Below are 12,188 nucleotides of genomic sequence, written 5' to 3' on the forward strand. Positions count from 1 at the left end.
CGGTTCGTGGGGGTGGTGGTCAGAGAGGGCCCGTCGGGAGGTTGCGGCGGATCAGTTTGCCGGTGGGGTTGCGGGGGAGCTCGTCGAGGAAGACGACGTCTCGGGGGACCTTGTAGCGGGCCAGCGACGCCCGGACGTAGTCCCTGATGTCGTCGGCCGAGAGGGTGGCGCCGTCGGCCGGGACCACGAAGGCGCGGAGGCGCTTGCCGAACTCCGGGTCGTCCACGCCGATGACGGCGGCCTCGATGACGTCCTCGCGGGCGGCCAGGAGGTTCTCGACCTCCTGCGGATAGACGTTCTCGGCGCCGGAAATGATCATGTCGTCGTCACGGCCGTCGATGAAGAGCAGGCCCTCGGCGTCGAAGTGGCCCTGGTCGCCGGTGGACATGTAGCCGTCGATGATCTGCTTGTGCTGGCCGTCGGTGTAGCCCTCGAACGGGATGCCGGTACGCACGAAGACGCGGCCGATCGTGCCGGGCGTGGTGATCCGCCTGCCGTCCGGGTCGAAGAGGGCCACGTGGACGGTGACCGGAGGTCTGCCGACGGTTCCGGGGGCGCGGCGTGCTTCGGCGGGCTGGGCCACGGCGGCGACGGCGACCTCGGTGGAGCCGTACACGTTGTAGACGACGTCGCCGAACTGCTCCTGGAAGCGGGCGGTCAGTTCGGCCGGGAGCGCCGACCCGGCCACGAAGACCGACCGCAGCGACGACGTGTCGTACTTGCCGAGGATCTCCGGGCCGAGGGCGAGGATCCGGGTCAGGATCGTCGGCACGGCGACCAGCATCTGCGCGCGATGGGTGGCGATCGCCTCCACGACGCGCTCCGCCTCGGCGCGGCGGAGCAGGATCGCGTGGTTGGCGAGGGAGAGGCCCACGGTCCAGGCGCCGAAGCCGGTGCTGTGGAAGAGCGGCGAGGCGATCACGGCGGCGCCCTGCCGGGGGAACGGGATCCGGTCGGCGATCAGGGCGCTCGCGAGAGGGGACACCTTGGTGCGGGGGGCGCCCTTGGGGAGGCCGGTGGTACCGCTGGTCAGGATGATGAAGCCGCCGGGGCGCTCCGGCAGGGGCAGCGGCGTCACGGGACGCCCGGCCGCCAGCTCCTCGATGGTGCTGATGCCGGGGGAGGAACCCCAGGTCGCATAGCGGGGAACGGAGACCCCGGAGACCAGGTCGGTGAACTCCTCGTCGTGGAGGAGGACTCGTACCTTTTCGCGGTCGACGACCTGGGCCAGCTGACCCGGCGCCAGGCCGGTGTTCATGAGGGCCAGGCGCAGGGTGGCGCGGGCCGTGGCGCTGATCGCCAGCAGCAGGCCCCGATGGTCGCGGGCCAGCACGCCCACCACCGAGCGGTCCGGCAGGCCGAAGCTCTTCAGCGCGTGGGCGAGCGCGTTGGACTGCTCGTCGAGCTCGCGGTAGGTCATCGTGCCGCGCTCGTCGGTGAGGGCCGGCGCGTCCGGGTGTTCCGCGGCGGCCTTCATGATCAGGGCGGCCTGCGGGCCGAGCCGGCCGTTGGTCTTCGCCATCTTGAGGAGCCGGTCGGGGCGGGTCAGGTTGACGATGCCTATCTGGTGCATCCGCAGGACGGCGTGCAGGTGCTCGATCGTACTCATCAATGGCCCTTCCATTGGGGGGCTCGGCCCTCGGCGAAAGCGCGGATCCCCTCACGGGCGTCCGCCGAGCCGATCACCTCGCCGGCGAAGTCGGAGAGACGGTCGAAGGACTCCGCGGTGGTCCAGTCGCGGTGCTCGTCGACGATGCGCTTGGACAGCTGGACGGCGAGAGGCGCGTTGGCGGCGATCTCCTGCGCGATCTCGAGGGCGGTGGCGAGGGCCTTGCCGGGCGGGGTGATCCGGTTGATCAGGCCGAGGTCGTGCAGGCGCCGGGCCGGCAGGGGTGCGCCGGTCAGCGCCATCTCGAGGGCGGTGCTGCGGGGCAGCGACCGGGCGAGCCGCAGCACGCCGCCGGCCGCCGCGATCAGGCCCCGCTTGACCTCGGGGATGCCGAACCGGGCGTCCTCGGCCGCGACGATCAGGTCGGCCGCGAGGGCGAGCTCGCAGCCGCCGGCGAGGGCGGCGCCCTCCACCGCGGCGATCAGCGGCTTCGCGGGCGGGCGGGACGTGATGCCGAGCAGACCGCGGCCCTCGGTGACCGGGTATTCGCCGCGCGCCGCCGCCTTGAGGTCCATCCCGGAGCAGAAGGTGGTGTCACTTCCGGTCAGCACGGCGACCCGGGCGCCGGGGTCGGCCTCGAAGGCGTCGACGGCGCGTTCCAGGGCGCGGGCGGTGGCCAGGTCGACGGCGTTGCGGACGGACGGCCGGTTCAGCCGGAACACGGTGACCGGTCCGTGCCACTCGACGACGAGGGGTGGTTCGCCGGCCGGCGGGAGCGGGGAGCGGGACGTGTCGGCAACGGTCACGGCGTCGGGGGAGAGGTCGAGGGTCCAGCCCAGGGGGTCCCCGGTGAGGAATGGCGCCGGGTCGGGGATCCGGCGTACGACCCGGTCCCCGTCCGGGGTCAGCGCCGTGATCACCGCGGCGGACGGACGGCCGTCGCGCTCGTAGGGGATCGTGTAGGCCTCCAGCACGGCCGGGCCGGTGTAGGAGGAGAGCGCCCGGCGTGCCGGCGGCCGGTCCCTCCGCAGGTCGGCGTCGACGTCGGCGAACGGGCGGGCCGGCGGCGTCGCCGAGAGGACGGCTGCGGCGTGCTTCGTCGCGTACCACCCGAGGGCGGTGGCCAGGCCGGACGCCGCCGGGTCGGCGCGCAGCAGGGGTACGAGGTTGGCGACCGAGTGCCCCGAGTAGTTGTTGCCCGGCCCGCCCGCGAAGGTGAGCCCGCCGGTGACGGTCAGCGGCCGATCCGGATCGTCGAGCGGCAGCCCCAGCTCCTCGGCGGCGATCTCGACGGCGGAGGGGAAGCAGGCGTACAGGTCGACATGCGTGATGTCGGAGATGTCGATGCCGGCGTGACCCAGCACCGCCCGGCCCGCCGCCCGGATCGCCGGCGAGGACGCCAGCGACGACCGTTCCGTCACGAACCACTCGTCGGTCGCGTGCGCCCCGGCGTGCGGGAACACCCACCGGTCCTGCGGGATGCCGAGCGAGGCGGCCGCCGCGGCACTGCAGAGGATGGTCCCGGTGGCCTGGTTGACCTGGAGGTGCGCGGTGAGCAGCTTGGAGTACGGCGCCGAGATGAGCCGGTTCTCGCCGTCCGGCGTCGCCAGCTCCTGGGCGGTCCTCCGGTGCGGCAGCCAGGCGTGCTCGTTGCCGGCCGCCACCTCGGAGAACCGCGACCACAGCGCCGTGATCCGGGCGAGGTGGTCGGCCGGCGAGAGCCCGGAGCGGGCGCGGATCGCGGATTCGATCAGCGCGTACATCCAGATCGGGGCGACCAGCCCGGCCGCGGTCTCCGGCTCGTTGTTCGGCTCCAGGTCGCGGCCGACCACCCGGCTCGGGGCCGTGCCCGCCGGCTGTCCGGGCCAGCCCAGCGCGCGGCCGGCCTTCTCGGCGGCGGCAGCGGTGGCGGCCGCTTCGGCGCCGGCCACCAGCACTACGCCGGCGTGACCGGAAGCGATCACCGCGGCCGCGTCGTTGATCAGCCGCAGGCCGCCGTCGCCGCCGAAGGTGCTGCTGCGGACCGTCTCGGCGGGGGTCGCGCCGACGGCCGCCGCGATCAGGGCGGCGCCGTCCGCGTACTGCCACGACACGCTCGGCACCCAGGCCACCGAGTCGGCCGCGGCGAGGACCCCGGAGGCGCCGCAGTCCTGCTCGGCGGCGTGCAGCGCGCGGACGGCGAGGGAGACCGGGTCGGCGCCGCGCGGATCGGTGGATCGCTCGGAGACCTGGCCGACGCCGACGATCACCGGCGTCCACGCGTCGATCTCCCTGCCGGACCGCTCGTGGTGGATCGGCGCGGGCTTGGCGGGGCGCGGCCCGGGTGCCGCGGGCGCCTGCCGGGTGGCGTTTTCCCCGGGTACGGGGGGACGCGTGCCCGACCGGGAAGGATCAGTCGTGACCGCTCCGGCCAGGCGCGTCAGCGAGGTGACCATGGCGTCGGCCAGGTTGCGGGCCACCATCGGACCGAGCGGTCCGTCGGCGGAGCCGCCCTCCACCCCGCCGTCGACGCGCACGAGGGTGCCGGACCGGGTGGTCCCGAGCGACAGGTAGAGGCCCACGACGATGCCCATCGGGCCGGTGCCGTCGAGGTGCAGGAAGCTGTCCGCGCGTACCCCCGAGACCGTCCACCGCACCTCGGTGGGCATGCCCATGAGCGTGACGCGCTGCGCGAAGCGCACGCCGTCGGCGAACGCGGCCGGCGGCGGGCCGGCCCAGCCGGTGTGCAGCACCAGCCACTCCGGCATCCGCGCCGGATCACTGAGCACCGCGAAGACGGCCGCCTTCGTGGCCGGGATCTCGGCGGACGCCGCGAACGGGTGGGCCGGCTCGCGCGGCGGCGGGACGGTGTCCTCGGCGGCCGCGGCGGCCCGCGCGCGCCGGGGCAGCGCCGAGGCGGCGGCCGCACGGAGCATGGCGAGGCGCTGACGAGCGGGCATAGACGTCTCCCTAACAGTCTGGCGTGACGGTAAGCGAGTGACGGGGGTCACCACAAGGCCTGTCATTACGCTGTCATCTTGCACTCTGGACCGAACTAACCGTCAAGTCGTACGGTTATTGCCGTGACAGCGGAACACCGGCGCCGCACCCAGGCGCAGCGCAGCGAGACGACCCGGTCGAAGATCCTGGACGCGACCGTGCAGTGCCTGGTCGAGCGCGGCTACGCCGAGACCACCACCGCCGAGGTCCTGGCCAGGGCGGACGTGCCGCGCGGCACGCTGCTGCACCACTTCCCGACCAAGGTGGACCTGCTGGTCGCGGCGGTGCAGCACGTGGCACGGCGGCGCCTCGACGGGATGGCGGCCGAGATGGCCGCGGCGCCGCCGGGCGCGGAGCCGCTGGACGCGTTCATCGACGCGGTCTGGCGGCACTTCTCCTCGCCGATCTTCTGGGCCGCTCTCGAGCTGTGGAACGCGGCCCGCACCGACACCGCCCTGCGCGACGCCCTGGTCGCCGTCGAGAAGGAGATCTTCGGGACGCTCCGGGACCACGCCCGCGAGCTGCTCGACGACGATCCGCGCGTCGACACCGTCGTGCACTTCACGTTCGAGGTCCTCACCGGCCTCGCCATGACCGGCATCGTCAGCGGTGACCTGGCGAGCCGGGAACTCCTGATCCGCCGCTGGAAACGGGCCGCCGCGATCCTGCTGGGCCGGCGCGACCCGCGGACCCTGGTCGAGAACCCCCGAAGGAGCTAGGCATGATCGAGACCCCCGAGCGCCGGGCGCTGGCCGCGGCGATGAAGCAGTTCGTCGGCCGCGAGATCCTCCCGAACCTGCCCGCCTGGGAGGAGGCCGGCGAGATCCCGCGCGCGGTGCACCGGGAGCTCGCGAAGGCCGGCCTGTTCGCGGTCGGCTTCCCCGAGGAGATCGGCGGCGACGGCGGCGACACCGTCGACATGGTGATCGCCACCGAGGCGTTCCTCGAGGCGGGCGGCTCCTCCGGCGCGCACGCGGCGCTGTTCACCCACGGCATCGCGCTCCCGCACATCATCGCGTCCGGCAACCGAGACCTCATTGATCGGTACGTGCGCCCGGCGCTCGCCGGTGAGCGGGTCTGCGCGCTCGGCATCACCGAGCCGGACGCCGGCTCCGACGTGGCCCACCTGCGCACCACGGCGGTCCGGGACGGCGACGCGTACGTCGTGAACGGCGCGAAGATGTTCATCACCTCGGGGGTGCGGGCCGACTTCGTGACCACGGCGGTGCGCACCGGCGGACCGGGCGCCTCCGGTATCAGCCTGCTCGTCGTGGACCGGGACACGCCCGGGTTCACCGTCTCCCGCCGGCTCGACAAGATGGGCTGGCTCGCCTCCGACACGGCCGAGCTGTCCTTCGCCGGCGCCCGGGTGCCGGCCCGCAACCTGATCGGCGCGGAGAACGGCGGGTTCGCACTGATCGGCCAGGTGTTCGTGCCCGAGCGGATCATCGCGGCCGTGCACGCGTACTCGGTGGCCCAGCGCTGTCTCGACCTGTCGCTGGACTACTGCCGGCAGCGCGCGACGTTCGGGAAGCCGCTGGTCGCCCGGCAGGTGGTGCAGCACAAGCTGGTCCAGATGCGGCAGCGCATCGAACTGGCCCGGACCTACACCCGGGAGGTCGCCCGGCGGCACGCGGCCGGCGACTTCGTGGCCGGCGAGGCGTGCCTCGCCAAGAACGCGGCGGTCGACGCCTGCAAGTACGTCGTCGACGAGGCGGTGCAGCTGCACGGCGGGATGGGCTACATGCGGGAGAGCGAAGTGGAGCGGCACTACCGCGACACCCGGATCCTCGGCATCGGCGCGGGCGCCACGGAGGTGATGACCGACCTCGCCGCGAAGATTTTCGGGTACGGTCGTTGATCGACGATCGCCGTTAGCAGGAAGGGCCGGGTCCGTGACCGAAACGACCGACTGGGTACCCGCCGGGATCGACGTGAATCGGCCCAGCGCCGCCCGCGTCTACGACTACTTCCTCGGCGGGGCGCACAACTTCGCCGTGGACCGGCAGCTCGCCGACCAGATCGCCGGGATGACGCCGAACATCGGCGAGACCATGCGGTCGAACCGGGTCTTCCTGCGCCGGGCCGTGCGCTACCTGGCCGACCAGGGCATCCGGCAGTTCCTCGACATCGGCTCGGGCATCCCGACGGCCGGCAACGTGCACGAGATCGCGCTGGAGGCGGCCCCCGGGTCGAAGGTCGTCTACGTCGACATCGACCCGGTCGCCGTCGAGCACAGCCGGGCCATCCTGGCCGGGGTGGCCGGGACCGGGGTGATCTGCGCCGACGTCCGGGACGCCGACCGGATCCTCGCCGAGTCGGCGAAGCTCGGCCTGATCGACTTCCGGGAGCCGGTCGCGGTGCTGCTGGCCGGGGTGCTGCACTTCGTGCCGGACGCCGACGACCCCGGGTCGGCCGTGGCGGCCCTGCGCGACGCGCTCGCGCCGGGCAGCTTCCTGCTCGTCTCGCACGCGACCGGCGACGGCCAGCCGCCCGAGGTGATCGAGGCGCAGCGGTTGTCCTCGCGCACCGGGACGGAGATCGCGCTGCGCTCCGGTGCGGAGATCACCGCGTACTTCGCCGGTTTCGATCTGGTGGACCCCGGTCTGGTCTTCATCCCGGAATGGCGCCCGGACCCGCAGGACCCGGTCGACGAGCACCCCGAGCGGGTCGGCGCCTACGCCGGTGTGGCCCGCAAGGGTTGACGCCGATGTTCGCCCGGCGGTGGCGGCGATCCCTGACCCGCTCGATGTTCGTGCCGCTCGACTCGGCGGAGCTGGACGCGCTGCTGGAACGGCTCGCCGCGCGGCTGGCCGACGACCCGGAGGCGGCCGGGGCGGGGCTGGTCGAGGCGCACCTGACCGATCCGGAGGTGCTGGCCGCGACGATCCGGATCCTGGACGACCAGGCCGTCGCCGCCCGGGTCGCCGCCGGGTACACCCGCGCGCTGCGGGCCGCCACCATGGCCGAGCAGGAGCGGCTCAACGCCGCGGTCCTGGCCGCGCACGCCGCCGCCGAGCGCGCCCTGCGCACCAGCGAGTCGCGGATGCGGGCGGTCTTCCAGAACGCGGCCGTCGGCATCGGCATCTCGGCCATGGACGGCCGGATCGTCCGGGTCAACCAGGCCTTCGCCGACCTGCTCGGCTACACCGTCGAGGAGATGTCCGGGCTGCGGGTGCCCGACCTCGGGCACCCGAGCGACCCGCCGCAGATGTGGCGGATGTACGAGGAACTGATCGCCGGCGAGCGCGACCACGTGCGGCTGGAGAAGGCGTACTACCGGGCCGACGGCGGCGTGGTCTGGACCGACATGACCTCGTCGCTGATCCGCGACGACGACGGCGCCCCCGAGTTCACCATCGCGATGGTCCAGGACATCACCGACCGGCTCAGCCTGCAGGACCGGCTCGAGCACCAGGCCACCCACGACCCGCTGACCGGCCTGCCGAACCGCACGATGATCGCCGACCGGCTCGGCCGGATCTTCGCGGAGGCCGGGCCGGACACCCGGGTCGGCGCCTGCTTCCTCGACCTGGACGGCTTCAAACGGGTCAACGACACCCTCGGCCACCAGGTCGGCGACGAGCTGCTCGCCGCGGTCGCGGACCGGCTGCGGGAGTGCGCCGGGGGCCCGCGGCGGGTCGCCGGCCGGATGAGCGGCGACGAGTTCGTGCTGCTCGTGGCGGACCCGTCCGGGCCGGACGAGCTGACCACCCTCGCCGCGTCGGTGCTGCGGGCGCTGTCCCGGCCGTTCCAGCTGGGCCGGCACCGGACCCGGATCTCGGCGAGCGTCGGCGTGGTCGACAGCCTGGCCCGCGACACCAGCCCGGCCGACCTCATGAAGGCCGCCGACCTGGCCCTCTACGTCGCCAAGTCGGAGGGCCGCGGCCGGTACGTCACCTACGACCCGGGCCGCGACGCGAAACAGGCGGCCCGCTACGAGCTCGCCGCCGAGATGCCCGACGCCCTCGACCGGCGCGAGTTCACCCTGGTCTACCAGCCGCTCGTCGGGCTCGCCGACGGGCGGCTGCGCGGCGTCGAGGCCCTGATCCGCTGGCAGCACCCGGTGCACGGCGAGCTGAGCCCGGACCGGTTCATCCCGCTCGCCGAGGAGACCGGGCTGATCGTGCCGCTGGGCCGCTGGGTGCTCGAGGAGGCGTGCGCGCAGGCCGCGTGGTGGGCCCGCGAGTTCCCGGACCGGGAGCTCGCGGTCAGCGTCAACATGACCGTCTCCCAGGTGCACGAGCCGACGCTGCCCGCCGACGTCGAGAAGATCCTGGCCCGGACCGGCCTCGACCCGGCGCTGCTGGTGCTGGAGCTGACCGAGAGCGCCGTGATGGACAACGACTCGGCGCCGCTGCGGGCCCTCGCCGACCGGGGCATCCGGATCGCCATCGACGACTTCGGCACCGGGTATTCCAACCTCGCCTACCTGCGCCGCCTGCCGGTGCACATCCTCAAGCTGGCCGGCCCGTTCGTCGACGGGCTCCGGACGGCGTCGACGGTGGACGTGGAGATCGTCGCGACGATCGTCCGGCTGGCGCACGCGATCGGCCTGTCGGTCACCGCCGAGGCGGTCGAGACCCGGCCCCAGGCCGACCGGCTGCGCGACCTGGGCTGCGACACCGGCCAGGGGTGGCTGTTCGCCCGTCCGCAGCGGCCCGCCGGGGTGACCGAGCTGCTGCGCCGGTCAGGAGACGTTACGGATCATCCGCTGGAGCACCGCCAGCGCCGCGTCGTAGTCGGCGTCCGGGATGCCGGCGTGGATCGTCGCGGTGATCTCGGGGAGGTGGCTGCGGACGTCGTCGCAGAGCCGGCGGCCGGCCGCGGTGATCCGGAGGCGGCCGTGCCGGTCGACGGTGATGTGCCGGTGGTCGAGCAGGGCCTCGGCCTCGGCGGCGAGGTCGTCGGCCGGTGAGAGGTGCGGGCGCAGGGCGCGGCGGAGCTCGGCCACGGTGCGGCCGTCCTGCCGTTCGAGGGCGTCGAGCAGGCAGAACTGGGGGTGCGTCAGGCCCAGGTCGGCCTGGCGGGCCCGGGTGAACGCGATCAGCGCCCGGTGCGCCAGCCCGGTCCAGTGGAGGGCCGGCTCCACCACGGGTTCGGTCATGGGCGAACGCTAGGACCTGAAGCCCGGTTGAGGTCAATCCGCCGGCGGTCCGGCGCGGCGGGGACTCCCTGCGCACGGGGCTTCCGGCGTACGGATCAGGCTCTCGGCCAATCGGCCAAGCGCGCGCGAAGGTCCCGGATGGCACCGCGATCAAGCCCGTAGAGGGCGAACCGGGCGTCGTCCAGGCGATCGAGGTAACGGCCCGCGTCGGCGATGTCCCCCGGGTCGAGCGCCGGATCGGCGGCGTGCGCCAGCTGCAGGATGCGGTCGAGCGGATAGCGCTCCAGCGCCGCGGCGACGTCGATGTAGTCGCGGACCTCACGGCGGTTCACCAGCGCGGCCACCTTCGTCGCCACCAGATCGTCGAGGTGCATGACCGGGCCGACGTCCATGACCACCGGGGTGCGGTGCCGGTCCAGGCGGCACAGCGTCAGGCGCAGCGCCCGGCTGTCCGACGCGACCAGGAACTCCTGGATGTCGGCGTCCATCCCCTCGAACAGCTCGTCGCCCTCCTCGCGGACCACCCGGTAACCGGCCCGGCGCAGCGCGGCCGTCACCTCGCCGGCCGCCACCTGGACCGCACCGGCCGTGTCGGTGAACAGGTCGATGTCCTCGGTGGGACGCGCCACCAGGCCGTTCACCAGCCAGGCGACGCCGCCGCCCAGCACGAAGCCGTGCTTGTCGGCGACGTTGAGGGCGATCCGGGCGACGTCCTGGAAGAAGTCGTCGATGCTCACGCGGCGACGCGGGCCCGCAGCCGGGGATGGCGCGTTTCCCAGGCGGCCCGGACGGCGCGCGGGATATTCAACTCGGCCCAGACGTTTTCCAGGGTCGCGCCGTCGAGATAGCGGCGCAGTTCGTCGACGCGAATTGCTTCGCGGAGGACGTTCTCGTACATCCACAACAGCATCGTGTGATGGCCGAGATCGAACGCCCGCTGCGGGTGCCACCAGAGGCGGAGCGGCAGTTCGACGAGGCCGGTAGTGGGGCCGCTCAGCTCGCTCAGGGTCCCCGCCACCACGACCGGCCGGTGCGGGCGGGCCAGATGGATCACCGGGGTTGCGCTCGCGGACATGTCATCAGACTAAACATGATCGGCCCACTGGAGGCAAACGCCTAGGTTCCTAGGATGCTTTAGGGGATGTGTTTCGCGAATTGTTCACCGGCCTTTCTCCGGTGGCCGTGTCGAAGCACGATTGACCGCACTCGTCCAGCAGCAGCGGCCCCGCCCCTCTTCAAACCAGGTGCGGCTCGCGCCTGGTGATCCGTAGCGTGGCGACGTGCTGCCTCCATTTCTGCCCGGCCTGCACCTGTGCAGGCTCTTCTACTTCGAAGCTGTCCGCCCGCTCTTGGATGAGGTGTATCCGGGACTGCCGCACGCCGCCGCGCGGGTGGGCCCGGGCTCGGAGGTCCTCGGCTTCGATACCGAACGTTCCGTCGATCATGACTGGGGACCCCGGCTGCAGCTGTTCTTGTCCGCTCAGGACGCCGTTCGGCACGGCGAGAACCTTTCGGCACTGCTGACGGCACGGCTTCCCAAGCAGGTCGACGGCTGGCCGACCAACTTCGAGCCGCCGGGGGCGCGGGTGCAGGTCATGGCCGCCACGACCGGCCCGGTGGCCCACCGCGTGGACATCACCGACGTGGCGAGTTGGTCTGTCGGCCAGGTCGGCTTCGACGCACGCTGCGGACCCACCGTTGCGGATTGGCTGGCTACGCCCGCGCAGCGGTTGGCCGAAGCCGTCGGTGGGGCGATCTTCCATGACGACCTCGGCGAACTGACCGCCATGCGTCAACGGTTGCGGTGGTATCCCGACGATGTGTGGCGATACCTATTGGCGGCCCAATGGGCCCGCATCGGGCAGGAGGAAGCGTTCGTCGGACGTGCCGCCGAGGCCGGCGACGAGCTCGGTGGCCGGCTGATCACCGCTCGACTGGCCCGGGAGGTCATGCGGTTGTGTCTGCTGTTGGCGCGCCGGTATCCGCCGTACAGCAAATGGTTGGGTACGGCGTTCGCCGCCCTGCCGGACATCGACGAGATCGCCGCCGCACTGCACGACGCCGTAGACACTCGCGACCCGAGACGCCGGCAGGCGGCGCTGTGCACTGCCTACGAGGCGGCCGGCCGCTGGCAGAACCGGCTCGGCCTCGCCGACCCGGTCGATCCCACCCGGCGGCCGTTCTTCGACCGGCCTTACCCGGTCATCGACGCCGCCCGTTTCACCGCGGCGTTGATCAACCGCGTCGGCGATGTCGCCTTGACCGATTTGCCGCTGGTCGGCGGAATCGACCAGTACGTCGACAGCACCGACGTCTTGGTCCGTCCGGAGCTGACCCGAAAGATCATGGCAGCGGTGGACAGTCCCATGCCGACTCACGGTGATGCGTCGAGTTGGAGTACGACAAGGCATCCGGCAAGGACACCACCCGACCGAAGCTCGACGATCTCCGCCGCCTGGTCCGGACGCTGACCGGCAAGGGCGTGCGGGTGGA

9 protein-coding genes are annotated in these 12,188 nt (G+C 72.7%); 5 read left to right on the plus strand and 4 right to left on the minus strand.

Annotation, left to right across the window (positions count from 1 at the left end; genetic code table 11):
• Nucleotides 1–19: 19 nt before the first annotated feature.
• Both AB0G10_RS10660 and AB0G10_RS10665 read right to left on the minus strand, forming a co-directional pair.
• Nucleotides 20–1,609 carry an AMP-binding protein gene (locus AB0G10_RS10660; protein WP_360918557.1) on the minus strand — a complete coding sequence of 530 codons (1,590 nt, stop codon included), beginning with the start codon at nt 1,607–1,609 and terminating at the stop codon, nt 20–22.
• Entirely contained in the window at nt 1,609–4,548 is a 2,940-nt protein-coding gene (locus AB0G10_RS10665) for a crotonase/enoyl-CoA hydratase family protein (protein ID WP_360918559.1), read from the minus strand. The genes AB0G10_RS10660 and AB0G10_RS10665 overlap by 1 nt, the downstream gene beginning before the upstream one ends.
• Before the next feature lie 123 nt (nt 4,549–4,671).
• Between AB0G10_RS10665 and AB0G10_RS10670 the strand changes: the two genes are divergently transcribed.
• Genes AB0G10_RS10670 through AB0G10_RS10685 form a run of 4 tightly spaced genes read left to right on the plus strand, consistent with a single transcriptional unit; the run spans nt 4,672 to nt 9,506 of the window.
• Entirely contained in the window at nt 4,672–5,307 is a 636-nt protein-coding gene (locus AB0G10_RS10670; RefSeq protein ID WP_360918561.1) for a TetR/AcrR family transcriptional regulator, read from the plus strand.
• A 2-nt stretch (nt 5,308–5,309) separates the two neighbouring features.
• Entirely contained in the window at nt 5,310–6,449 is a 1,140-nt protein-coding gene (locus tag AB0G10_RS10675) for an acyl-CoA dehydrogenase family protein (RefSeq protein ID WP_360918562.1), read from the plus strand.
• Nucleotides 6,450–6,483: 34 nt separating this feature from the next.
• Complete coding sequence (locus AB0G10_RS10680; RefSeq protein WP_360918564.1) at nt 6,484–7,293, plus strand: SAM-dependent methyltransferase; 810 nt, start codon at nt 6,484–6,486, stop codon at nt 7,291–7,293.
• A gap of 5 nt (nt 7,294–7,298) precedes the next feature.
• Complete coding sequence (locus AB0G10_RS10685) at nt 7,299–9,506, plus strand: EAL domain-containing protein (protein WP_360918566.1); 2,208 nt, start codon at nt 7,299–7,301, stop codon at nt 9,504–9,506.
• Nucleotides 9,507–9,790: 284 nt separating this feature from the next.
• On the opposite strand, the gene AB0G10_RS10690 is transcribed toward AB0G10_RS10685, so the two are convergent.
• Both AB0G10_RS10690 and AB0G10_RS10695 read right to left on the minus strand, forming a co-directional pair.
• A complete protein-coding gene (locus AB0G10_RS10690; RefSeq protein ID WP_360918568.1) occupies nt 9,791–10,432 on the minus strand; it encodes a nucleotidyl transferase AbiEii/AbiGii toxin family protein in 642 nt (213 codons plus the stop codon).
• Nucleotides 10,429–10,770, minus strand: a complete 342-nt coding sequence (locus AB0G10_RS10695) for a hypothetical protein (RefSeq protein ID WP_360918569.1) — start codon at nt 10,768–10,770, stop codon at nt 10,429–10,431. The genes AB0G10_RS10690 and AB0G10_RS10695 overlap by 4 nt, the downstream gene beginning before the upstream one ends.
• 205 nt (nt 10,771–10,975) lie before the next feature.
• Between AB0G10_RS10695 and AB0G10_RS10700 the strand changes: the two genes are divergently transcribed.
• Nucleotides 10,976–12,166, plus strand: coding sequence for a DUF4037 domain-containing protein (locus AB0G10_RS10700; RefSeq protein ID WP_360918571.1), 1,191 nt, complete (start codon nt 10,976–10,978; stop codon nt 12,164–12,166).
• Nucleotides 12,167–12,188: the final 22 nt, after the last annotated feature.

The organism is Actinoplanes sp. NPDC023714, from assembly GCF_040639855.1.
Lineage (GTDB): Bacteria > Actinomycetota > Actinomycetes > Mycobacteriales > Micromonosporaceae > Actinoplanes.

Bases quoted from the DNA above. Each gene is read 5' to 3' on its own strand.
- AB0G10_RS10660 (WP_360918557.1), bottom strand. From the start codon at position 1,609: ATGAGTACGATCGAGCACCTGCACGCCGTCCTGCGGATGCACCAGATA.
- AB0G10_RS10665 (WP_360918559.1), bottom strand. From the start codon at position 4,548: ATGCCCGCTCGTCAGCGCCTCGCCATGCTCCGTGCGGCCGCCGCCTCG.
- AB0G10_RS10675 (WP_360918562.1), top strand. From the start codon at position 5,310: ATGATCGAGACCCCCGAGCGCCGGGCGCTGGCCGCGGCGATGAAGCAG.
- AB0G10_RS10685 (WP_360918566.1), top strand. From the start codon at position 7,299: ATGTTCGCCCGGCGGTGGCGGCGATCCCTGACCCGCTCGATGTTCGTG.
- AB0G10_RS10695 (WP_360918569.1), bottom strand. From the start codon at position 10,770: ATGTCCGCGAGCGCAACCCCGGTGATCCATCTGGCCCGCCCGCACCGG.